Source organism: Microbacterium hominis, assembly GCF_013282805.1.
Classification (GTDB): domain Bacteria; phylum Actinomycetota; class Actinomycetes; order Actinomycetales; family Microbacteriaceae; genus Microbacterium; species Microbacterium hominis_B.
The window spans coordinates 996,306-1,017,795 of record NZ_CP054038.1 but is presented as its reverse complement, the minus strand read 5'-3'; the positions used below and the strand labels follow the sequence as shown (position 1 = coordinate 1,017,795).

The 21,490-nt window shown below is 73.7% G+C and carries 22 protein-coding genes; 11 read left to right on the top strand and 11 right to left on the bottom strand.

The window, feature by feature from the left end; translation table 11 throughout:
• Nucleotides 1-14 precede the first annotated feature (14 nt).
• On the bottom strand, nucleotides 15-1,088 hold the full coding sequence (moaA, locus tag HQM25_RS04380; protein ID WP_172989138.1) for a GTP 3',8-cyclase MoaA: 1,074 nt from the start codon (nucleotides 1,086-1,088) through the stop codon (nucleotides 15-17).
• A gap of 280 nt (nucleotides 1,089-1,368) precedes the next feature.
• Between moaA and HQM25_RS04375 the strand changes: the two genes are divergently transcribed.
• From HQM25_RS04375 to cydC, 4 genes are read left to right on the top strand one after another with little or no spacing between them, the layout of a single operon-like run.
• A complete protein-coding gene (locus tag HQM25_RS04375; protein ID WP_172989137.1) occupies nucleotides 1,369-2,814 on the top strand; it encodes a cytochrome ubiquinol oxidase subunit I in 1,446 nt (481 codons plus the stop codon).
• 9 nt (nucleotides 2,815-2,823) lie between these two features.
• Complete coding sequence (gene cydB / locus HQM25_RS04370; protein WP_172989136.1) at nucleotides 2,824-3,855, top strand: cytochrome d ubiquinol oxidase subunit II; 1,032 nt, start codon at nucleotides 2,824-2,826, stop codon at nucleotides 3,853-3,855.
• 37 nt (nucleotides 3,856-3,892) lie between these two features.
• The gene (gene cydD, locus HQM25_RS04365; RefSeq protein WP_172989135.1) at nucleotides 3,893-5,608 is read left to right on the top strand and encodes a thiol reductant ABC exporter subunit CydD; all 1,716 of its coding nucleotides are present in this window, start codon (nucleotides 3,893-3,895) and stop codon (nucleotides 5,606-5,608) included.
• On the top strand, nucleotides 5,605-7,317 hold the full coding sequence (gene cydC / locus HQM25_RS04360; protein WP_172989134.1) for a thiol reductant ABC exporter subunit CydC: 1,713 nt from the start codon (nucleotides 5,605-5,607) through the stop codon (nucleotides 7,315-7,317). Before cydD ends, cydC begins: the two co-directional genes overlap by 4 nt.
• 6 nt (nucleotides 7,318-7,323) lie before the next feature.
• On the opposite strand, the gene HQM25_RS04355 is transcribed toward cydC, so the two are convergent.
• From HQM25_RS04355 to HQM25_RS04335, 5 genes are read right to left on the bottom strand one after another with little or no spacing between them, the layout of a single operon-like run.
• The gene (locus HQM25_RS04355; protein WP_172989133.1) at nucleotides 7,324-7,920 is read right to left on the bottom strand and encodes a GNAT family N-acetyltransferase; all 597 of its coding nucleotides are present in this window, start codon (nucleotides 7,918-7,920) and stop codon (nucleotides 7,324-7,326) included.
• Nucleotides 7,917-8,720, bottom strand: a complete 804-nt coding sequence (locus HQM25_RS04350; RefSeq protein WP_172989132.1) for an ABC transporter ATP-binding protein — start codon at nucleotides 8,718-8,720, stop codon at nucleotides 7,917-7,919. The genes HQM25_RS04355 and HQM25_RS04350 overlap by 4 nt, the downstream gene beginning before the upstream one ends.
• On the bottom strand, nucleotides 8,717-9,541 hold the full coding sequence (locus HQM25_RS04345; protein WP_172989131.1) for an ABC transporter permease: 825 nt from the start codon (nucleotides 9,539-9,541) through the stop codon (nucleotides 8,717-8,719). The genes HQM25_RS04350 and HQM25_RS04345 overlap by 4 nt, the downstream gene beginning before the upstream one ends.
• Nucleotides 9,538-10,338, bottom strand: coding sequence for a molybdate ABC transporter substrate-binding protein (modA, locus tag HQM25_RS04340; protein ID WP_438803643.1), 801 nt, complete (start codon nucleotides 10,336-10,338; stop codon nucleotides 9,538-9,540). The genes HQM25_RS04345 and modA overlap by 4 nt, the downstream gene beginning before the upstream one ends.
• A 10-nt stretch (nucleotides 10,339-10,348) precedes the next feature.
• Nucleotides 10,349-10,738 carry a TOBE domain-containing protein gene (locus HQM25_RS04335; RefSeq protein ID WP_172989130.1) on the bottom strand — a complete coding sequence of 130 codons (390 nt, stop codon included), beginning with the start codon at nucleotides 10,736-10,738 and terminating at the stop codon, nucleotides 10,349-10,351.
• A 231-nt stretch (nucleotides 10,739-10,969) separates the two neighbouring features.
• On the opposite strand from HQM25_RS04335, the gene HQM25_RS04330 reads away from it, so the two are divergent.
• Genes HQM25_RS04330 through HQM25_RS04305 form a run of 6 tightly spaced genes read left to right on the top strand, consistent with a single transcriptional unit; the run spans nucleotide 10,970 to nucleotide 15,041 of the window.
• Nucleotides 10,970-12,178: a ThiF family adenylyltransferase gene (locus tag HQM25_RS04330; RefSeq protein ID WP_172989129.1), complete on the top strand. Its 1,209-nt coding sequence runs from the start codon at nucleotides 10,970-10,972 to the stop codon at nucleotides 12,176-12,178.
• A complete protein-coding gene (locus tag HQM25_RS04325) occupies nucleotides 12,175-13,422 on the top strand; it encodes a molybdopterin molybdotransferase MoeA (RefSeq protein WP_172989128.1) in 1,248 nt (415 codons plus the stop codon). The genes HQM25_RS04330 and HQM25_RS04325 overlap by 4 nt, the downstream gene beginning before the upstream one ends.
• Nucleotides 13,419-13,898: a cyclic pyranopterin monophosphate synthase MoaC gene (gene moaC / locus HQM25_RS04320; protein ID WP_172989127.1), complete on the top strand. Its 480-nt coding sequence runs from the start codon at nucleotides 13,419-13,421 to the stop codon at nucleotides 13,896-13,898. The genes HQM25_RS04325 and moaC overlap by 4 nt, the downstream gene beginning before the upstream one ends.
• Nucleotides 13,895-14,521: a molybdenum cofactor guanylyltransferase gene (gene mobA / locus HQM25_RS04315; protein WP_254359539.1), complete on the top strand. Its 627-nt coding sequence runs from the start codon at nucleotides 13,895-13,897 to the stop codon at nucleotides 14,519-14,521. The genes moaC and mobA overlap by 4 nt, the downstream gene beginning before the upstream one ends.
• Nucleotides 14,518-14,808, top strand: a complete 291-nt coding sequence (locus HQM25_RS04310) for a DUF6457 domain-containing protein (RefSeq protein WP_172989125.1) — start codon at nucleotides 14,518-14,520, stop codon at nucleotides 14,806-14,808. Before mobA ends, HQM25_RS04310 begins: the two co-directional genes overlap by 4 nt.
• Nucleotides 14,808-15,041, top strand: a complete 234-nt coding sequence (locus HQM25_RS04305) for a MoaD/ThiS family protein (RefSeq protein WP_172989124.1) — start codon at nucleotides 14,808-14,810, stop codon at nucleotides 15,039-15,041. Before HQM25_RS04310 ends, HQM25_RS04305 begins: the two co-directional genes overlap by 1 nt.
• A gap of 53 nt (nucleotides 15,042-15,094) precedes the next feature.
• Here the strand turns inward: HQM25_RS04305 and HQM25_RS04300 are convergent, their stop codons facing one another.
• Genes HQM25_RS04300 through HQM25_RS04285 form a run of 4 tightly spaced genes read right to left on the bottom strand, consistent with a single transcriptional unit; the run spans nucleotide 15,095 to nucleotide 18,807 of the window.
• Nucleotides 15,095-15,523: a molybdenum cofactor biosynthesis protein MoaE gene (locus tag HQM25_RS04300; protein WP_172991504.1), complete on the bottom strand. Its 429-nt coding sequence runs from the start codon at nucleotides 15,521-15,523 to the stop codon at nucleotides 15,095-15,097.
• Entirely contained in the window at nucleotides 15,520-16,008 is a 489-nt protein-coding gene (locus HQM25_RS04295; RefSeq protein ID WP_172989123.1) for a MogA/MoaB family molybdenum cofactor biosynthesis protein, read from the bottom strand. The genes HQM25_RS04300 and HQM25_RS04295 overlap by 4 nt, the downstream gene beginning before the upstream one ends.
• 45 nt (nucleotides 16,009-16,053) lie before the next feature.
• Nucleotides 16,054-17,154 carry a cytochrome P450 gene (locus tag HQM25_RS04290; RefSeq protein WP_172989122.1) on the bottom strand — a complete coding sequence of 367 codons (1,101 nt, stop codon included), beginning with the start codon at nucleotides 17,152-17,154 and terminating at the stop codon, nucleotides 16,054-16,056.
• A gap of 36 nt (nucleotides 17,155-17,190) precedes the next feature.
• Complete coding sequence (locus tag HQM25_RS04285; protein ID WP_172989121.1) at nucleotides 17,191-18,807, bottom strand: SDR family oxidoreductase; 1,617 nt, start codon at nucleotides 18,805-18,807, stop codon at nucleotides 17,191-17,193.
• An 88-nt stretch (nucleotides 18,808-18,895) separates the two neighbouring features.
• Here HQM25_RS04285 and HQM25_RS04280 point away from each other — a divergent pair, with 88 nt between their 5' ends.
• Nucleotides 18,896-19,138 (top strand): three-helix bundle dimerization domain-containing protein, encoded by a 243-nt coding sequence (locus HQM25_RS04280; protein WP_172989120.1) that lies wholly within the window; start codon nucleotides 18,896-18,898, stop codon nucleotides 19,136-19,138.
• Here the strand turns inward: HQM25_RS04280 and HQM25_RS04275 are convergent.
• A complete protein-coding gene (locus tag HQM25_RS04275; protein WP_172989119.1) occupies nucleotides 19,135-21,483 on the bottom strand; it encodes an FdhF/YdeP family oxidoreductase in 2,349 nt (782 codons plus the stop codon). The genes HQM25_RS04280 and HQM25_RS04275 overlap by 4 nt on opposite strands.
• Nucleotides 21,484-21,490 lie beyond the last annotated feature (7 nt).

Here is a 21,490-nt window from a genome sequence, read left to right as displayed (position 1 = left end):
CGTAGCCCGCCCGGTCATCCGCCGATCGCGTTCATGCCGCGCACGGGCTGGAGGAAGGAGGGGTCGTCGATGGCGTGACCGGGAAGCTTCCCGCGCACGCAGGCGCGCAGCACCGCGTCGATCCCGGCATCGCGGTCGGCGGCGCCGCGCAGCACCGGGAGCAGGTCGTACTCCGAGGTCGAGAAGAGGCAGTTGCGCAGCTGGCCGTCGGCGGTCAGCCGCAGTCGATCGCAGTCGCCGCAGAACGGCGCCGTCACCGAGGCGATGACCCCGACGGTGTGGGGTCCGCCGTCGAGCAGCCACCGCTCGGCCGGCGCGCCGCCACGGCCCGGCATCGGATCCAGTCGCCATCGCTCCGAGAGCGCGGCCAGGATCTCCTCGCGCGTGACCATGCGCGAGCGGTCCCACGTGTGTCCGGCATCCAGGGGCATCTGCTCGATGAAGCGCAGCTGCGCGTCGTGGGCGACGGCGAATTCCACGAGGTCGACGAGCTCGTCGTCGTTGACGTCGCGCATCGCCACCGCGTTGAGCTTGAGGGGGCGCAGGCGGGATGCCGCGGCGGCGGCGATCCCCTCGAGCACGTCGTCGAGGCGGTCGCGACGGGTGAGCGTGTGGAACTTCTCGCGACGCAGCGTGTCGATCGAGATGTTCAGCCGGGACAGCCCGGCCTCGATGAGCCCCGGGAGGGCCTCGGGGAGACGGATGCCGTTGGTGGTCATCGCGATCTCGATCGGGGAGCCCGCGTCGGTGCGCAGGGCGGCGAGGCGCCGCACGACCTCGACGATGTCGATGCGCAGGAGCGGCTCGCCGCCGGTGAGGCGGAAGGTCGTGATCCCCGCCGCCGCGGCGACCCGGGCGACCTCGACGATCTCGTCGAGGGTGAGGATGCTCGACTTCGCGAGCCACTCGTTTCCCTGCTCGGGCATGCAGTACGTGCAGCGCAGCGAGCAGCGATCGGTCAGCGAGATGCGCAGGTCGCGGTGCACCCGGCCGAAGGTGTCGACCAGCGCCGGCGCCGCGCCGGGCGCGGCATCCATCCGCTCCGCCTCCGGAACGCGGGTGCCGATCGTCACCGGGATCGCGGTCATGCTGCGACCCCCGTGCCGGTGCGTGGTCGATGCGCCATGGATCGAGGCTACCGCCGCACGGTCGCGGCCGGGCCGCGGCGGCGCGGCGCCGCGTGCCCTGCCGCTCGGACCGCCCGCACGATCGCCGTGGGACCAAAGTCCCGAGGGTGGGTGGCGGGACGGTCGAGGGACTGGGATTCTGGGAGCCGACTGGGAGCGAGGAGCGCTCCCGGAGTGGTCTGACCACTGCTAGGGTGACGGCAGACCGCGTGGTCCCTTCTGAGCGATCGGAGTCTGCATCGTGGATCTGCTGGACCCCCTGCTGCTGGCGCGCTGGCAGTTCGGCCTGACGACGCTGTACCACTTCATCTTCGTTCCGCTCACGCTGGGCATGTCGCTGTTCGTGGCGATCTTCCAGAGCGCGTGGTACCGCACGGGCGATGCGAAGTACCTCGTGCTGACGCGCTTCTTCGGCAAGATCTTCCTCATCAACTTCGCGATGGGGATCGTCACCGGCATCGTGCAGGAGTTCCAGTTCGGCATGAACTGGTCGTCGTACAGCCGGTTCGTGGGCGACGTGTTCGGGGCGCCGCTGGCCTTCGAAGGCCTCATGGCCTTCTTCTTCGAGGCCACCTTCATCGGCCTGTGGATCTTCGGCTGGGACAAGCTCCCGCGCGGCCTGCACCTGGCCACGATCTGGATCACGGTGGCGGGCACGTGGATGTCGGCCTACTTCATCCTCGCCGCCAACGCGTTCATGCAGAACCCGGTCGGCTACCAGATGGCCCAGGACGGCGGCCGGGCCGAGATGGCCGACTTCGTCGCCGTGCTGCTGAACCCCGTCGCACTCACCCAGTTCCCGCACACGATCTTCTCGGCGGGCATGTTCGCCGCCGGTGTGATGATCGCCGTCGCCGCGTGGCACCTGGCGCGCAAGCAGAACATCGAGACCATGCGGCCGGCCCTGAAGCTCGGCCTGTGGGCGATGATCGTGTCCTTCATCGGCGTGGGCCTCTCGGGCGACCAGCTGGGCCTCGTGATGGTCGAGACCCAGCCGATGAAGATGGCCGCGGCCGAGGCCATGTTCGACTCCGCGTGCGGGGCGGACGCCTCGTTCTCGCTCTTCTCCATCGGCACACCCGACGGCACCAGCGAGATCTGGTCGCTGCGGGTGCCGTATCTGCTGGCCTTCCTGTCGACCCACACCCTCGACGGGTGCGTGGAGGGCATCAACGACCTGAACCTCCTCTACACGCAGGAGCTGTTCCCGCAGTTCGCCGACCAGGTCGACGGCAGCTTCGCCCCGATCCTGTGGGTCACGTACTGGTCGTTCCGCTGGATGATGGGCTTCGGCATCCTCGCCGCCTTCATCGCGGTCGTGGGCCTGTGGGTCACCCGCAAGAGCGCGAAGCGCGAGGTCGCCCCGTGGATGTGGAAGATCGCTATCTGGCAGGCGCCGCTCGCGCTGTTCGGCATCCTCGTCGGGTGGATCTTCACCGAGATGGGCCGCCAGCCGTGGATCGTGTTCGGCCTCATGCTCACCGAAGACGGCGTCTCGCCGAACGTGCCCGGGTGGAACGTGCTGGTCTCGCTCATCGCGTTCACGCTCATCTACGCGGCTTTGGCCGTGGTGGAGTTCGGTCTCATCTTCAAGACGGTGCGCACCGGCCCCGACCCGCTGCCGGGTCCCGACGACCCGCACCCGAACGACCTGTCGGTCGAAGACACGCCCACGACGGTGTACTAGGAGCCCGCCATGGATCTCGCATACCTCTGGTTCTTCATCGTCGGGGTGCTGTTCGTCGGCTACTTCGTGCTCGACGGGTTCGACTTCGGCGTCGGCATCTCGCTGCCCTTCCTCGGCAAGGACGAGATCTCCCGTCGGCAGATCATCAACACGATCGGGCCGGTCTGGGACCTCAACGAGACGTGGGTGATCGTCGCGGGCGCGTGTCTGTTCGCCGCGTTCCCGGAGTGGTACGCCACCCTGTTCAGCGGCTTCTACCTGGCGCTGCTGCTGATCCTGCTGGCCCTCATCGCGCGCGGCGTCTCGTTCGAGTACCGCCACCAGCGCGACGACCCGAAGTGGCGGGCCCGCTTCGACGCGATGATCTTCATCGGGTCGGCGCTCCCGGCCCTCCTGTGGGGCGTCGCGGTGGGCAACATCGTGCAGGGAGTGCCGATCGATGCGGACTTCAACTTCACCGGCACGCTGCTGACGCTGCTGAACCCCTACGGGCTGTGGGTGGGCGCGACCACGCTGCTGCTGTTCTGGGTGCACGGGCTGTACTTCCTCGCCCTCAAGACCGACGGCCAGGTGCAGCACGACGCCAACGTGCTCGCCAAGCGCCTCGCCATCCCGACGGTGATCTTCGCCGCCGGCACCGTGGTGTGGACCTGGGTGATCGCGGGCGGCCGCGAGGCGCCGCTGCTGTGGCTGAGCATCGCGACCGGGGTGATCGCGGCCGTGGCACTGCTCGCGTCGGTGGCGGCCAACGCCGTCAGGCGCGAGGGCTGGGCGTTCACGTTCGGCGCGGTGACCATCGTCTTCGCGGTGCTCGCCCTGTGGACCGCCCTGTTCCCGTACGTCATGCCCTCGACCAGCGACCCAGCCAACAGCCTCACGATCGAGAATGCGTCGAGCACCGATCTCACCCTCACGATCATGTCGTGGGCGGCCCTCATCTTCCTGCCGCTGGTGCTCGCCTACCAGGGGTGGACCTACTGGATCTTCCGCAAGCGCGTCTCGCGCTCGCGCATCGAGAAGGCCGCTGCCGCGGCCCACTGACGAGGCGGACGCCCGACCCGGTTAGGGTCGAACCACGATGACGAACACCGACCAGGAGGCCGCGTCGCGCCCGGCGCGGCGCGGCCCCGTGGATCCGCGTCTGCTGCGCCATGCGCGGGCGTCGCGCGGATTCTTCGTGGCGATCGGCGCGATCGCGATCGCCCAGACCGCCGTGATCGTGGCGTTCGCGTGGCTGCTGACCCGCGCGGTGGTCGACGCCGTCGAAGGGATGCCGGTGGCCGCGCTGACGCCGACCCTCGGCGCCCTCGCCGGGGTCGTGGCCGCCCGGGCGCTGCTGCTGTGGGGTCGCGAGCAGGTCGCCGCCCGGGCTGCCGCCCGGGTGCAGGGAGAGCTGCGCGCCCACCTGATCTCGGCCGTTGCCGCCCTCGGGCCCGAGTGGCTCGCCGCCCGCAGCTCCGCCTCGCTCGCCGTCACGGCCGGGCGCGGGCTCGATGCCCTCGAGGCGTACTTCGGCCGCTATCTGCCCCAGCTGGTGCAGACGGCGGTGGCCACGCCCGTGCTCGTGGCGGTCATGTGGTGGCAGGACTGGATCTCCGGCCTCACGGTGCTGCTCACCCTTCCGCTGATCCCGCTGTTCATGGTGCTCATCGGGCTCGTCACCCGCTCGGTGCAGCAGCGCCAGTGGCAGACGCTGCAGCGACTGGCCGCGCGCTTCGCCGACACGGTCAACGGCCTGTCGACGCTGAAGGTCTTCGGCCGTCAGCATCGGGCCGCGGCATCCATCGAGCGGGTCACCGACGACTACCGCCGCGAGACGATGAAGGTACTGCGCGTCTCGTTCCTCTCCGGCTTCGCGCTCGAGTTCCTCGCGTCGATCTCGGTGGCCATCGTCGCCGTCTCGATCGGGTTCCGCCTGCTCGACGGCTCGCTCGCCCTCGGCGTCGGCCTCTTCGTGCTGCTGCTCGCGCCCGAGGCATACCTGCCGATCCGTCAGGTCGGGGTGCAGTTCCACGCGGCCGCCGAGGGGGTGGCCGCCACCACCGACGTCTTCGAGGTGCTGGATGCCGCCGCCGCGCGCCCCACGACGGCAGGCCCCGCCCGGGCCACCGTGGGGTCGACTTCTGCCGGCCCCGACCCCGCCCGAACCGTCGCGGGCGCCGGCGGGCTCGCGCTGCGCGAGGTGCGCGTGCGGCGCGGCCAGCGGCTCCTGCCGCCGGTGAGCTTCACGGCCGAACCCGGCACCATCACGCTCATCGAGGGCCCGAGCGGCGTGGGCAAGTCGAGCGTGCTCGCCGCCCTGCGGGGCGTCGCCGATCACGAGGGCACGGCGACGTGGGCCGGCGCCGAGACGCGGGAGCTCTCCCCCGCCTCGTGGCTCGCGTGGGCCGGACAGCAGCCGGGGCTCATGGCGGGCACCGTCGCCGACAACGTCGCGCTCGGCGATGACGCCGTCGACGCCGATCTGGTCGCACGATCCCTCGCCCTGGCGTGCGCCGACGGCATCCCCCCGCTGCTCGAGCTCGGCGTGCAGAGCGCGGGCCTGTCGGGCGGTCAGGCCCAGCGCGTCGCCGTCGCGCGGGCGCTGTACCGCCACCTGCGCGGGCGCGCCGCCGTGATCGCGCTCGACGAGCCGAGTTCGGCGCTGGATGCCGCGACCGAAGCCCGACTGTGGCAGGCGCTGCGCGAGGTCGCCGACGGCGGCGCGACGGTGCTGCTCGTGTCGCACCGAGCGAGCGCGCGCGGGGTGGCCGATGCCGTGGTCCGCCTCGCCGGCAGCGAGGTCGCGGCATGACGGCCCCGAACGGCACCGGCGGCCCGACCCCCGCAGCGGTCGCGGTGCTGCGCCGTGCCCTCCCGCCGGCGCGTCGGCTGTGGCCGGCCCTGGCGGCCGGATTCCTCGCGGAGGCCTCCGCGGTGGCGCTGCTGGCCGTGAGCGCGTGGCTCATCGTGCGCGCGAGCGAGCAGCCGCCTGTGCTGTACCTGACCTTCGCCGTCGTCGGCGTGCGTGCCTTCGCGCTCTCGCGCGCCGCCTTCCGCTACCTCGAGCGGCTCGCCGGGCACGACGCCGCCCTCCGCCAGCTCGCCGCCTCGCGCGCCGATCTCGTGCGGCGGCTGGTGCCGCTGGCGCCCGACGGCCTCACCCGCACCCGGCGCGGCTCGGTGCTGGGAGCCCTCGTCGACGACGTCGATGAGCTGCAGAACCTTCCTCTGCGCGTCGTGCAGCCGCTCGTGGCATCGGCGGCGGTCGCCGTCGGCGCGGTGGTGCTCGTCGCCCTCGTCTCGCCGCCCGCGGCACTCACCCTCGCCCTGTGCCTGCTGGCCGCCGGCCTCATCGCGACGCTGTGGGGGTGGGCCGCCGGGGCCCGGGCCGAGCGCGCGATCGCCCCGCTGCGTGCGCGCCTGGCCGATGCCGTGCTCGATCACCTCTCGAGCCTCGACGTGCTGCAGGCGTACGGGGCCGAGGACGCCGCACGCCGGCGCATCGCCGAGGCCGACGCGGCCCTCCGCCGGGCTGTCGTGCACCGCGCCGGCGCGCACGCCGGCACGACCGCCCTCGTCTCGACGCTCGCGGGCGCCGCGTCGATCGCGGCGGTGCTCGCGGCGGCGCCGGCGGTGGCCGCCGGGACGCTCGGCGGTCCGGAGTTCGCGGTCGCCGTGCTCGTTCCCATGGCGGTCTTCGAGGTGTTCGCGGCGGTGCCGCTGGCCGCATCCGCATGGCGGCAGGTGCGTGCGGCGGCCGGCCGCATCGCGACGTCGGTGCCCCAGACGGCTCCCCGCGACATCGTCGCCGACGACACGATGGGTTCCGGAGAGGCACCCGACCTCGGCGACGGGCTCCGTCTCGACGAGGTCGATGTGCGCTGGCCGGGGGCCGGCCTGCCGGCCCTCCGTGACGTGTCGCTGCACGTGCGACCCGGCGAGCGGGTGCTCGTGGAGGGTCCGAGCGGCGCCGGCAAGACGAGTCTCGCCCACGCGCTGGTGCGTTTCCTCGCGGTCGACGGCCGGTACACGATCGGGGGCGCCGACGCGACCCGTCTCGCCGCGGACGACGTGCGTCTGACCGTGGGCCTGTGCGAGCAGCATCCCATGCTCTTCGACGAGGACATCCGGCAGAATCTCCTCTTCGCTCGCGACACGGCCACCGATGCCGACCTCGAGGCGGCACTCGCGCGGGTGGGCCTGGGCGACTGGCTCCGCGAGCGCGGCGGGCTGGACGCCCGCGTCGGCGAGCGCGGCGCGCTGGTCTCCGGCGGGCAGGCGCAGCGCATCGCCCTCGCGCGCGCGCTGCTGCGGGACTTCCCGGTGCTCGTGCTCGACGAGCCGACCGCCGGCGTCGACCCGGACGCATCCGACGCGCTCCTGCGCGACCTTCTCGGGGCGGTCGGCGCGGACCGCGCCGTCGTGCTCATCTCGCACGTCGCCGTGCCCGACGGACTCGTCGACCGCGTCGTGCGGCTCGAGGGCGGGCAGCTCGAGCCGGCCGCAGGCCCGAGGCCGTGACCGCCGCTACAGCGCCTTGCCGAAGGCCTGCACGCCGGGGTGCGAAGGGATCGGCGTGAATCCCACGCGCGGGTAGAAGGCGAGCGCGCCGGTGTTCTCCGACGCCGCGACCAGATGCAGGCCCGCGACACCCCGCTCGCGCAGCGCGTCTTCGAGGGTCTGGATCAGCCGGCGCCCCCATCCCTGTCCCTGCAGCTCGGGCAGCAGATCGATGTGCAGGTGCGCGGGGTACGCGTCGGAATACGGCTCGGCGCCGGCGCGGCGCGCGTAGGCGTAGATGAGCGTGCCGTCCTGCCGCGTGGCTTCCACCTCCGGCCGCGGCCACCGCTGGGCGTGCCGGGGCCACCACTGCGCCTGGAACCAGTCCTCGAACGCCTTCGTGTCGGGTGTGCCCACGATGTAGCCGGCGATGCGGCCGTCGTCGGTCTCGACCACGAACGCGAGATCGGGATGCCGCGCCACGTAGGGCAGCACGAAGACCTCGGCCCACAGGTCGTCGTCGTCGAAGATCCCGGTGGCGTCGCCGCCCGCATCGGCGGTGCGCAGGCACACGTCGGCGAGTGCGGGCTCGTCACCGGGGCGGAACGGGCGGATGCGGCTCATTCGCGCGAGTCTAGGCCCTCGCCGTCACGGGCGCGGTCGCTCTCCCCGTCGCCGGTCGCGGTCGCCGCGAGCCCGAACCGGTGCGACGCTGCGACCGCCGCGACGAAGCGCGTGGCGGGGGCGGCCAGCACCTCGGCCACCGTCCCCTCCTGCACGAGCAGCCCCTGTTCGATGACCAGCAGCCGACCCGCGAGGGCGACGGCGTCGTCGGCATCGTGGGAGACCACCACCGCGGTCGCCCGCGTCGCCGCGAGCTGCTGGGCGACCAGGCGCCGCACGTCGGCGGCGGTCTCCACATCGAGCGAGGTGAACGGCTCGTCCAGCAGCAGCACCCGGGGCTCGATCGCGAGCGCGCGGGCGAGGGCCACCCGCTGCTGCTGACCGCCCGACAGCTCCGCGGGGTGCCGGGCACCGGCATCCCCGAGTCCCACCCGGCGCAGCCACTCCCCCGCCGACGCCCGCGCCGCCGCCACCGGGACCCCGGCCGCACGCGGCCCGAACGCGACGTTCTCGACCACGGAGAGGTGGGGGAACAGCCGGGGGTCCTGCCCGAGCAGCACCACCCCGCGCCGGGCAGGCTCCACGTGCACGCGCTCGGCGGCGACCGTCGCGCCGTCCAGCCGCACGTGACCGCCGCTGAGGCTCACGAGGCCCGAGATCGCCGCGAGGATCGTCGACTTGCCGGCCCCGCTCGGCCCCATCAGCGCCGCGGTGCGACCGGCCCCCACGGTGAGCGCGACGTCGACCGCGAACCGGCCCCGATCGACGATGAGGTGCGCATCGAGCGCGGCGCCGGTCATCGCGGCACCTCGCCGCGCCAGGCGCGCACGAGCACCAGCACGCCGATGGCGGTGACCAGCAGCAGCAGTGACAGCGCCACCGCGGTGCCCTGCGAGACCCCCGCGCCGTTGAAGGCGGTGTAGATCGCGAGGGGCATCGTCTGGGTGACCCCCGGCGCATTGCCGGCGAACAGCGCGGTCGCACCGAACTCGCCGATCGCCCGGGCGAAGCACAGCACGACCCCCGCGATCAGGCCGGGCGCGGCCAGCGGCAGGGTGATCCGGCGCAGGATCGTCCAGCGCCCGGCGCCCAGAGCCGCTGCGGTCTGCTCGAAGCCGACCCCGGTCGCCCGCAGCGCTCCTTCCACCGCGAGCACCAGGAACGGCAGCGCGACGAAGGTCTGCGCGATCACCACGGCGGTCGTGGTGAACGTGATGCGCACGCCCCACTCGGCCAGGAGCTGACCGAGCGCCCCGCTGCGCCCGAACAGGAAGAGCAGCGCCACACCGCCGACCATCGGCGGAAGCACGAGGGGCACGGTGACGAGGGCGCGCAGCACGGCGGCCGTGCGCGCGTTCGCGCGGGCGATCACGAGCGCCAGCGGCACGCCCAGCACGACGCACACGGCGGTGGCGGTCAGCGCCGTCTGCAGCGAGAGCACGAGCGCCGCCCGCGCTTCAGGTGCGGTGATGTCGGTCCACAGCGTCGACCATTCCACCCGCTGCACGAGGGCGAGCAGCGGCACGATCAGCAGCGCCAGCCCGATGACGGCGGGAACGGCCAGCACGCGCGGGATGAAGCCGCGGGTCTCGGCCGCCGCAGCCGCGGTGCGCGCACTCACGGCGCGCCGAATCCGAACTCGGCGAGCACCGCCTGCCCCTCCTCACCCGCGACGAAGTCGGCGAACGCCTGCGCGGCTGCCGGGTTCGGGGCATCCCCCAGCGGCGCGATCGGGTACCGGTTGACGATGCGCTCGGCCCCCTCGGCCGCCACCGCCTGCACATCCTCGGCTCGGGCGAGGTCGGTCGCGTACACGAGGCCGGCGTCCGCCTCGCCGGCGGCGACCTTGGTGAGCACGGCGGTGACGCTCTGCTCCAGGCTCACCGGCTCGACCTGCACCCGCTGCGCGTCGAGCAGGGCGAGGGATGCCGCACCGCACGGCACCTCGGGGGCGCACAGCACCACCTCGGTCTCGGGCCAGGCGAGGTCCTCGATGATCTTCACGCCGCCCGGGTTGCCCGCCGGCACGACGATCACGAGCGTGTTGGTGGCGAACACGACCGGATCCGACGCGAGACCTGCGTCGACGACCTTCTGCATGTTCGCCTCGTCGGCCGAGGCGAACACGTCGGCGGGCGCGCCCTCGACCAGCTGCGTGGCGAGGGTGCTCGAGCCGTCGGAGATGAGCGGGAGCACCTCGAGCGAGGGATGGAGCACTTCGAACCGGGTCGCGATCTCGTCGAAGGCGGCTGCGAGCGAGGCGGCGGCGTACACGGTGAGCTCACCGCTCAGCTCCTGCGACGCCGGTGCGGGGGTGGTGTCCTCCGCGCCGTCGCGAGCGCCCTCTGCTTGCGCGGCGCACCCCGCCAGCAGCAGGGCGGCGGCGAGCACGGAGCCTGCCCTCAGTCGGGGGCGGATGCCGCGCACGTCAGCTCCTCGGGGTCTCGACGATGACGGTGGTGGCCTTCACGACGGCGACGGCGAGCCCGCCGACCTCCAGCCCCATCTCGTGCACCGCCTCGGCCGACATGAGGGAGACCACCCGGTGCGGGCCGGACTGGATGTCGACCTGCGCCATCACCCCATCGACCTGCACGCGCGTGACCAGTCCCACGAAGCGGTTGCGGGCGCTCGAGAGCATGTCGGCGGGGTCCTCCGCATCGGCGGCGAGGGCGACCGCGCGGGCGGCGAGCGCCTCGCCGGGCACCTCGGCGGGGCTCGCGTCGGTGACCGGCAGCACACCGGCATCCACCCACCGGCGCACGGTGTCGTCACTGACCCCCAGCAGACGCGCCGCCTGGGAGATCTTGTAGTCCATGCCGTCACGCTAGCACCGCATCTGCGGCGTTCCCAGAGCCGATCCGCCGCATCTGCGCTTGCTGGTGCCGCGTTCGGACGCCCTGGGCCGATCCGGAAACCGGAGGTCGGCACCCTTCCCGGAGCGGATCGCCGCCTGGGTCCGGAAGGTGCGAGGGCATCCGGTTTCCGGATCGCACGGAGACGCGGCGTCGCGGCCCGCGCCCGGCGATGCGGGACTAGCCTGTTGAGCATGCCGCTGCCGCCCCTGGTCGAACCCGTCGCCGCGCTCAGCGACGAGGAACGCGCGCGCACCGCGCGCCACCGCGTGCTCGCGGGCCTGGGCGAGATCGGCCAGCGGCGCCTGGCCGCCGCGCACGTCGCGGTCGTCGGCGCGGGCGGCCTCGGCTCGCCGGTGATCCTCGCCCTCGCCGCCGCCGGCATCGGCACGCTCACCGTGATCGACGACGACACGGTGGATGCCTCGAACCTGCAGCGTCAGGTGCTGCATCGCCACCGCGACGTGGGCACCGCCAAGATCGACAGTGCGGCGCGTGCCGCCGCGGATCTGTCCGCCACCGTCGTGCGGGGCATCGCCGAGCGCCTGACGGCCTGGAACGCGGCCGATCTGCTGCGGGGCGCCGACGTCGTGATCGACGGCTCCGACACCTTCGAGACCCGCGAGGCCGTCGCGGCCGCGTGCGAGTCGCTCGGCGTGCCGCTCGTGTGGGGCACGGTGCAGGAGTTCGACGCGCAGGCGACCGTGTTCTGGTCCGCCCCGCCGGCCGGCGTGCCGCCGGTGCGCCTGGCCGACCTCTACCCGCCGGGAAGCGCCGGCGAGGTGCCCACCTGTGCACAGGTCGGGGTGCTGGGCGCGCTGTGCCTCCAGGTCGGATCCCTCCTGGCCATGGAGGCGATCAAGCTCATCGCCGGCATCGGCGAGCCGCTGCTGGGCCGCGTGCTCGTGATCGACTCCCTGCGCGCCCGGCAGAGCGAGGTGCCGCTGCGCGCCCGTCGCGCCGCCGCGCGTGCGGCCGAGACCGTCCCCGCGGCCACGCCCGCGGCCACGCCCGCGGCCACGCCCGCGGCCACGCCCGCGGCCGCGCCCGCCCCGACGCGGCGGACCGGCGCGGTCTCGGTCACCACCGCCGCCGCGCTGACAGAGGCGGGCCCCGACGCCTTCGACATCGTCGATGTGCGCGAGGACTTCGAGACGGTGCGCGGCATGGTGCCCGGCTCACGCCACGTGCCCCTCGCCGAACTCCTCGCCGATCCCGCCGCCGCAGCCGATGACGGCGACGGCCGCCCGCTCGTGCTCGTGTGCGAGGCATCGGGCCGCGCCCGCCGCGCCGCCGACGCCCTCGCGCGGCAGGGCATCGACGCCACCGTGCTCGAGGGCGGCATGCAGGCGTGGCGGAGCGCGGCATCCCGCCCGCTGGCAGCGCCCGGAGCCGCCGTATGACCGGCGAGCCGGCCGCCGCGCTGCGCAGCGTCGAGGAGCACCTCGCCCGCGTGCTCGCCGCCGCGCGGCGGGTCGAGACCGTCGAGACCTCGATGGATGCCGCGCACGGCCGCACGCTCGCCGAGCCGGTGCGCGCGCACGTGGACATCCCGGTGTTCGACAACTCGGCGATGGACGGATTCGCCGTGCGCTTCGCCGACGTCGCGCACGCCCGCCCCGACGCACCGGTGCACCTGACCGTGGTGGCCGACCTTCCCGCCGGCACCGCGCTCGATCCCGCGCTCTCGCCGGGCCAGGCCGCGCGCATCATGACCGGGTCCCCCGTTCCCGCCGACGCCGACGCCATCGTGCCCTTCGAGGACACCGCCGGGGGCCTCGCCGACTCCCTCGGCGAGATCGCCGTGCTCGCCGCGCCCCGAGGGATCGGCGCGCACATCCGCCGCGCCGGCGAAGACGCCCGGGTCGGCGCGGAGCTGCTGCCGGCGGGCATCCGCCTCGGCGCGCTGCAGCTGTCCGCGGCGGCCGCTGCCGGCGTCGACCGCGTGCGCGTGGCCCGCCCGCCGCGGGTGGCCGTCGTCTCCACCGGCTCCGAGCTCGTCCCTCCCGGGGAGCCGCTCTCGCGCGGACAGATCCCGGAGTCCAACAGCCGCCTCCTCGCCGAGCTCTGCGCTGAGGCCGGCGCCGAGGTCGTGCTCCGGATGACCGTGTCCGACGATGGCGACGGCCCCGCGCGGGCGGTGGCCGAAGCGCGTGCCCTCCGCGCGGACGCCGTGGTCTTCTCGGGCGGTGTGAGCGCCGGCGCCTACGAGGTCGTGAAGACCGCGCTGGCCGATGCCATGGAGTTCTCGAAGATCGCGATGCAGCCGGGCAAGCCACAGGGCTTCGGCGTGCTCGACGACGGCACGCTGCTGTTCGGGCTGCCCGGCAATCCGGTGAGCGCCGCCGTCTCGTTCGAGGTGTTCGTGCGCCCCGCGCTGCTGACGATGCAGGGGCGCAGCACGACCGGCCGGCCTCTCCTGCGCCTGGCCGCCGCGACCGGGTGGCGCACGCCGCCCGAGCGGCGGCAGTACCTGCCGCTGGTGCTCGACCGGTCCGATCCGGCGCACTGGCGTGCGGTCCCCGCGACCGCGGGCGGGTCGCACCTGCCGGGCGGACTCGGCCGGGCCGAGGCGTACGCGATCGTCCCGGCGGAGATCGACGCGGTGCGCACCGGCGATGTCGTCGATGTCATGCTGATCACATGAGCTTCACCCACCTCGATGACGCCGGCCACGCCCGCATGGTCGACGTCACCCAGAAGCAGCCGACCGTGCGCGCCGCCACGGCGCGCGGGTTCGTGCGGTGCGCGCCCGAGGTGGTCACCGCCCTCCGCGACGGCGCGGTGCCCAAGGGCGACGTGCTCGCGGTGGCCCGCATCGCCGGCATCCAGGCCGCCAAGCGCACGCCCGACCTGCTGCCCCTCGCACACGTGATCGGCGTGCACGGCGCGGCGGTCGATCTGGGCGTCGTCGAGGGCGGCGTGGAGATCGAGGCGACCGTGCGCACCGCCGACCGCACCGGCGTCGAGATGGAGGCGCTCACGGCCGTCTCGGTCGCCGCCCTCGCCGTCGTCGACATGGTGAAGGGCCTCGACAAGGGCACCTCGATCGAGCACGTGCGCATCGTCGCCAAGACCGGCGGCAAGAGCGGCGCGTGGCTGCGGCCGGGCGAGGACGCGTGAGCACGCTCAGCGACGCCGTCGGGGCGATCCTGCTCGCCGGCGGACGCGCGACGAGGCTCGACGGCCGTGCCAAGCCGCTGCTGGAGATCGGCGGCCGATCGCTGCTGGCCGCCGCGATCGCGGGGGCGAGGGATGCCGGCGCCCGGCCGATCACGGTCGTCGCGCCCGTGCTCGAAGAGCGCACCGACGTGGACTGGGTGCGCGAGGATCCGCCGTTCGCCGGCCCCGCCGCCGCCACGGTCGCCGCGCTCCGGGCCTGGGATGCCACGGGCGAGATCCCGGCGTGGACCCTGCTGCTCGCGTGCGATCTGCCCCGCGCCGACGAGGCGGTCGCGCGGCTGACGGCCGACGCGGCGCTGCTGGGCACGGACAGCGACGGGCTGTGTCTGGGCGACCGCACCGGGCGGCCGCAGTGGCTGACCGGCCTCTACCGCACCGACGCCCTGCGCGAGAGCGCCTACGCGGTGCCCGACGCGGCGCGCGACGCGCCGGTGCGCGCACTGTTCGACGACCGTGCGATCACCGTGATCACCGACCTGCAGGGCCTGACCGACGACGTCGACACGTGGGAGGATCTGCACAGAGCCCGCGCGCTCGCCGACCGTCCCGAGGAGGCATCATGACGGATTCCCGCACTCTTCCCCCGGAAGCCCTCGACGCCTGGGCGCAGGCGCTGTGCGCGCACTTCGGGCTCGAGCCCGAGCAGGTGCCGGTCGCCGCCGTGCTCGACCTCACCCGTGATGTCGCCACCAGCGTCGCGCGCCCCGCGGCCCCCCTGGGCGCCTTCGTCGCGGGTCTGGCCGCGGGCCGCTCGGGCGGCGATGCGTCGGCCGTGCGCGAAGCCCTCGCCGCAGTGGTCGCCCTGGCCACGGGACCTGCGGGCGCCGAGGCCGCGCCGGACCAGCCCTGATGGCGCGGGTGCGCTACTTCGCCGCCGCGCAGGAGGCCGCCGGCCGCGACGAGGAGACCCGCGGCGAAGCCACGCTCGGCGCGCTGCGCGTCGCCGTGGCCGCCGACCACCCGGGCCTGGGCGGCATCCTCCCCCGGTGCGCGGTGCTGGTCGCCGGAGAGCGCGCCGACGACGACACTGTGCTCACCGCCGACACGCTCGTCGACGTGCTGCCGCCGTTCGCCGGCGGCTGACCCGCCCGCAGACCACGGCGGCTGACCCGCCCGCAGACCACGGCGGCGACCGCTCAGCCGCCGAGCCCCTTCCAGGCCGTCGTGCCGTCGGCCTCGACCTGCCGCTTCCACACCGGCAGATCGGTCTTGATGATCTCGATCAGCGCGCGGCACACCTCGAACGCCTCGGCGCGGTGGGCGCTGGCCACCGCGATCACCACCGCGGCATCTCCCACCGCGAGCCGGCCGACCCGGTGGCTCACGGCGACGATCGCGTCGGTGTCGCCGATCGCGCGCGTGGCGAGGGCGGCGAGCGTCGTCTCGGCGTCGGGGTGCGCGGTGTACTCGAGCGCGACCACCGCACCGGCGGCATCCGGATCATGGTCGCGCACGCGGCCGACGAACGTCGTCACGGCACCCGCCGCGGCGTCGTCGATGGCGAGGAGATGCGCATCGAGGTCGAGCGATTCCGGCGAGATGCGGGCCAGGCGCACGACCATCAGTGGTCGCCCCCGTCGAGCTGGTCGATGATGTGGCCCGCGAGCGACGTGATCAGCGGCATCCCCTCGGCCACGCCCGAGGTCGATCCGGGCAGGTTGACGATGAGAGTGGATGCCGCGACACCGGCGCGTCCGCGGGAGACGAGGGCGAGGGGCTTGGCCTGCGCGCCCCGGCGCCGCAGCTCCTCGGCGATGCCGGGGAGCTCGCGATCGATGACGCGCAGGGTGCCCTCCGGTGTCTGGTCGCGCGGTGCGACCCCGGTTCCGCCGGTGGTGACCACCACCCGCACCCCGCCGGCGACGAGGGCGCGAAGCGCCGCCTCCACGTGGTCGGCGCCGTCGGGTACGACCAGCGCCTCGTCGCACGCGAACCCGGCCCCGCGCAGCGCCGCGACCGCGAGCGGTCCGCTCGTGTCGGCGCGCTCGCCGCGCGCCGACCGGTCGGACACCGTGACGACGGCGGCGGAGTGTGTGGAGCGCTCGAGCACGATCCCACCCTAGAGGCCGGGCGGGCGGCCCGGTGCGGCGACGACTCAGCCGTGCGGGACGATCCGCACCGGCACGGTGCGAAATCCCGCGACCGGCGCGATCTCGCGCACCGCCTCCCCCTCCGGGATGATCGTTCCCGCGCGCAGCAGCGCGCGCACCAGCACCCGCAGCTCGGCGGTCGCGAGCGGCCTGCCGGGGCACGCGTGCGGTCCGATCCCCCAGACCAGGTTCGCGGCAGCGTTCGCCGCCGGGCGGAACACCGTCGGCTCGGGCACCGCGTCGGGGTCGCGGTTCGCGTGACGCCAGTGCAGCACGACGTGCTCGCCGGCGGCCACCGGGCACCCGCCGACGACGGTGTCGCGCGTGGCGACGCGGCGGTTCGACACGAAGGGATCGTCGATGCGGAGGATCTCGTCGATCGCGGCATCCAGCTCTTCATCCGGCGCCTCGGCGAGCGCGCGCTGCTCGTCGGGGTGCGCGGCCAGCCAATGCACGATCACGCCGGCGCACAGCGCCAGCGACGACAGGTCGCCGCCGGTCCAGTTGCGCAGCACCGACACGAGTTCCGCATCGGTGAAACGGCGACCGCCGTCGAGGCGCACCGCCATCAGGCGCCCCGTGACGTCGTCGCGGGCAGGTGTCGCCCGCCGGTCATCGAGGATCCCCCGCACGATCGCGTCGAAGCGCTCCGCGGCCGCGGCGAGCGCGGTCCGATCGCCGCCGCGGGCGGCCGCACGACTGTCGGCGACCCACTGCAGCAGGATGTCGTCGATGGCCTCGGGCCATCCGAGCCAGAGCGCCTGGCCGCGCACGGCGAAGCGCGCGCCGAGATCGGCCACCGCGTCGAAGTGCGCGTCGTGGGCCGACTGGCGCGCGACGAGCTCGCCGGCGACGCGGGCGAGCTGCGCGACCAGTGGCGCGAGCGCGTCGGGAGCGAAGAAGGGGTCGAGGGCGCGGCGGACGGCGGCGTGCCCGTCGCCGTCGAGGCCGTTGGGCACCTGGAGGTGGGCGGAGACCGCGCTCGAGAACAGGGTGGGGTCGACCGCGGCGGCGACCACCTCTGCGTGACGGGTCAGCAGAAGCCGGCCGGCTCCGTCACGAGCCGGATGGAGGGGATGCTGGGCGGTGTCGGCGATGGGTTCCATGGTCCTCGGGGGCGCGGACGCCCGATGAGACCGACCCTAGCGATCGGCGCCCGCCGCGGCCATGGGTGCGGCCGCCTCGGCATCCGCCGCCGCGGAGTTCTCGGCGGCGGTCTCGGCCGTCGCGGTGATCCGACGTGCCATCCCCGCGAAGATGAACCCGTGGAAGGGCAGCACCGCCAGCCAGTAGAGGCGGCCCGAGAGCCCCTTCGGGAAGAACACCGCCCTCTGGTCGTAGCGCGATCCGCCCCCATCGGGGGTGGCGCGCAGGTCGAGCCAGGCGAGTCCGGGCACCTTCATCTCGGCACGCAGCCGCAGGAACGACCCCGGCTCGATCGCCTCGACGCGCCAGAAGTCGAGTGCGTCTCCCACCGCGAGTCGGGAGCGGGAGCGTCGGCCGCGCGCCAGCCCGATGCCGCCGACGACGCGGTCCATCCATCCGCGCACCGCCCACAGCAGCGGCGACGAGTACCACCCGTTCTCCCCGCCGATGCCCTCGATCACGCGCCACAGCGCGTCGGGCGAGGCGGACGTGTGCGCCGATCTCGCATCGGTGAACACCGTGCGTCCGGCCCACTCCGGGTCGCTCGGCAGCGGATCGCTCGGCACGCCGAGCACCTCCGCGTCGAGCCAGCTCGTCTCCACCTCATCGCCGCGCACGCGGCCGAGCGCGAGGGCGACGGCAGTCCGGTAGGGCGTCAGACCGTCTTCCGGCGGCGGGATCAGCGCGTCGATGTCGTGGTCCTTCATGACGCACTCGTTCTGCAGCGAGGCCACCAGGGGCCTCGCGATGGAGCGCGGGATCGGCGTCACGAGATTCACCCAGTGCGAGGCGAGCCCGGGCGTCAGCACCGGCAGCGCCGCGATCGCGCGCTGGCGCAGCCCCGCCTCGACGGCGTAGCCGTTCATCATCTGCCCGTAGCGCAGCACGTCGGGCCCGCCGATGTCGACGGCGCGGTTGACCGCGGCATCCACCGTCGCCGCCCCGAGCAGATAGTGCAGAACATCGCGCACCGCGATCGGCTGGATGCGGTTGCGCACCCACTTGGGCGCCGGCATGTACGGCAGCACCTCGGTGAGGTGGCGCACCATCTCGAACGAGGCGGAGCCCGATCCGATCACGACCCCCGCCTGCAGCACCAGAGTCGGCACGCCGCTGCCGAGGAACACCTCCCCCACCTCGACGCGGGAGCGAAGGTGCGGCGACAGGGGGACCCCCTCGGGATGCAGCCCGCCCAGGTACACGATCCGACGGACGGATGCCACGAGGGCGGCCTCCGCGACGACGTGCGCCGCGCGCTCGTCGGCCTGCTCGAACCCGCGTCCGGCCGACATCGAGTGCACGAGGTAGTAGAGCGCGTCGACGTCGGCAGCCGCGGCCGCCATCGCCGTCGGGTCCTCCGCCGCCCCCTGGACCACCTCGACCTCGTCGCCCCACGCGAACGCCGCCACCCGCGCAGGATCGCGGGCGAGCACCCGCACCCGATGCCCGGCGGCGATCAGCCGCGGCACCAGGCGGCCGCCGATGTAGCCGGTCGCCCCGAGGACGAGAGCGCGAGGAGGCGTGCCGTCGGCGCGCGGAACAGCGCGCAGGGCCGCTTCGTGGCCGGTGGGTGAGGAGAGATCGGTCACAGCAGCGACGCTACGCCGTGGCATCCACCCTCGCGAGGGCTTGACGCGGGCGGCGAGGCGTGTTGTATCCGCGGGTATGGACAACGGCGCCCCGCGGCCGCATCATCGGAGCATGAACAGTGCGACCGACCCGGAGTCCGAGTACGAGGCTCTGATGCACGTCGTCAACCGCCTCAAAGAGCGGTTCCCCCACACGGCCGAGAGCGAGCTGCGCGAGCTCACGGCCGAGGAGTTCCAGCAGTTCGACGATGCTCACGTGCGCGACTTCGTGCCTGTGCTCGTCGAGCGCGCCGTCGCCGACCGCCTGCACGCCACCGCCGTGGCCGCCCCGCCCGCCGCCGCGGTGGGAGGCTAGGCCCCGGCCGCGCGTCGCTCCAGCCGCACGATCACCGACTTCGAGGTCGGCGTGCCGCTGACGTCGGCCACGGAGTCCAGGGGCACGAGCACGTTCGTCTCGGGGTAATAGGCGGCGGCGTTGCCGCGCGGCGTCGGATACGGCACGACCCGGAACGCCGCGGCGCGCCGGTGCTGCACGATGCCATCGGGCCCCGTCCACTCCGACACGAGGTCCACGATCTCGCCGTCGGCGACGCCGAGCGCCTCGATGTCGTCGGGGTTGACCATCACCACGCGCCGACCGCCGTGGATGCCGCGATAGCGGTCGTCCTTGCCGTAGATCGTGGTGTTGTACTGGTCGTGCGAGCGCAGGGTCTGCAGCAGCAGGCGGCCGGGCGGGATCACCGGGTACTCGAGCGCGTTCGCCGTGAACCGCGCCCTGCCGTCGACGGTCGCGAACCGCCGCTCATCCCGCGGGCCGTTCGGAAGGAAGATCGTCCGCCCGCGCTCGATGCGCTTGTCGAAGTCGTCGAAGCCGGGCACGACGCGCTCGATGTGCCGGCGGATCAGGGCGTAGTCCGCCTCGAGCGCGGCCCACTCCGCCCGGGGAGGGGGTACGGATCGGGTGGATGCCGCGCCCGCGGCATCCACATCATCGAACAGCAGCGCGCACAGCCGCGCGACGATGGCCACCTCGCTGAGCAGATCTCCCGACGGCGGCGCGAGCCGGCCGCGGGAAGAGTGGACGGCGCCCATGGAGTCCTCGACGCTCACCCGCTGGTCGCGGCCGCCGCGCTCGTCGCGGTCGGTGCGGCCGAGCGTCGGCAGGATGAGGGCACGGCGACCGGTCACCACGTGCGACCGATTGAGCTTGGTCGACACCTGCACGGTGAGGCTCGTGCGCCGCAGCGCCGCCTCGACGACCTCGGTGTCGGGGGTGGCGCTCACGAAGTTGCCGCCCATGCCCATGAAGAAGGTCGCGTCGCCGTCGCGCATCGCGCGGATCGCGGCGACCGTGTCGAAGCCGTGGGCGCGGGGCGCGGTGAAGGCGAACTCGTCGTCGAGGGCCGCGAGGAAGGCCTCGGAGGGCTTCTCGTAGATGCCCATCGTACGATCGCCCTGCACGTTCGAGTGCCCGCGCACCGGGCAGACCCCGGCGCCGGGGCGGCCGATGTCGCCGCGCAGCAGGAGCACGTTCACGACGTCGCGGAGGGTCGCGACCGAGTGCTTGTGCTGGGTGAGGCCCATCGCCCAGCACACGATCGTGGCCTTCGAGACGGCGACCTTCTCGGCGATCTCACGCAGTTCGGCCTCGGTGAGCCCGGTCGCGGTCTCCAGCTCCGGCCAGGCGACCGCCGCCATCTCGGCGCGGTAGGCGTCGAACCCGCTTGTGTGCGCGGCGATGAAGTCGTGGTCGAGCACGCCGCCCGCGGCATCCTCCCGCTCGAGCAGGTGCTTGCCGATCGCCTGGAACAGCGCCTGGTCGCCACCGAGGCGGATCTGGACGAACCGGTCGGCCAGCTTGGTCCCGCCGAGGATCATGCCCTTCACGGTCTGCGGATTCTCGAACCGCACCAGCCCCGCCTCGGGCAGCGGATTGACCGCGATGATCGTCGCGCCGTTGGCCTTCGCCTTCTCGAGCGCCGACAGCATGCGCGGGTGGTTGGTGCCGGGGTTCTGGCCGGCCACGATCAGCAGGTCGGCCGCGTGGATGTCGCCGATCGACACCGTGCCCTTGCCGATGCCGAGGGTCTCGGTGAGCGCGGAGCCGCTGGACTCGTGGCACATGTTGGAGCAGTCCGGCAGGTTGTTGGTGCCAAGGCCCCGCACCAGGAGCTGGTACAGGAAGGCGGCCTCGTTGGAGGTGCGGCCGGAAGTGTAGAACACCGCCTGGTCGGGCGTTTCCAGTCCGCGCAGCTCGGCGGCCACCATCGCGAGGGCGTCGTCCCACGAGATCGGGCGATAGTGCGTGGCGCCCTCGTCGAGCACCATGGGGTGGGTCAGACGCCCTTGCTGGCCGAGCCACCAGTCGTCGTGGCCGGCGAGCTCTGCCACCGGGTGCGCGGCGAAGAACTCCGGCCCGACCCGGCGCAGCGTCGCCTCCTCGGCGACCGCCTTCGCCCCGTTCTCGCAGAACTCGGCGAGGTGGCGGCGATCCTCCTCCGGCCACGCGCACCCCGGGCAGTCGAAGCCGTCCTTCTGATTGACCTGCGTGAGCGTCTGGATGCTGCGCGCCACACCCATCTGCTCGTACGAGATCCGCAGGGCGTGCATCACCGCGGGGATGCCGACGGCATGGGTCTTGGGCGCGGAGACGCGCAGGAGCGATTCGTCGATGTCGGAGGCCGGGGGCTTCGTCGCCATCTCCCCA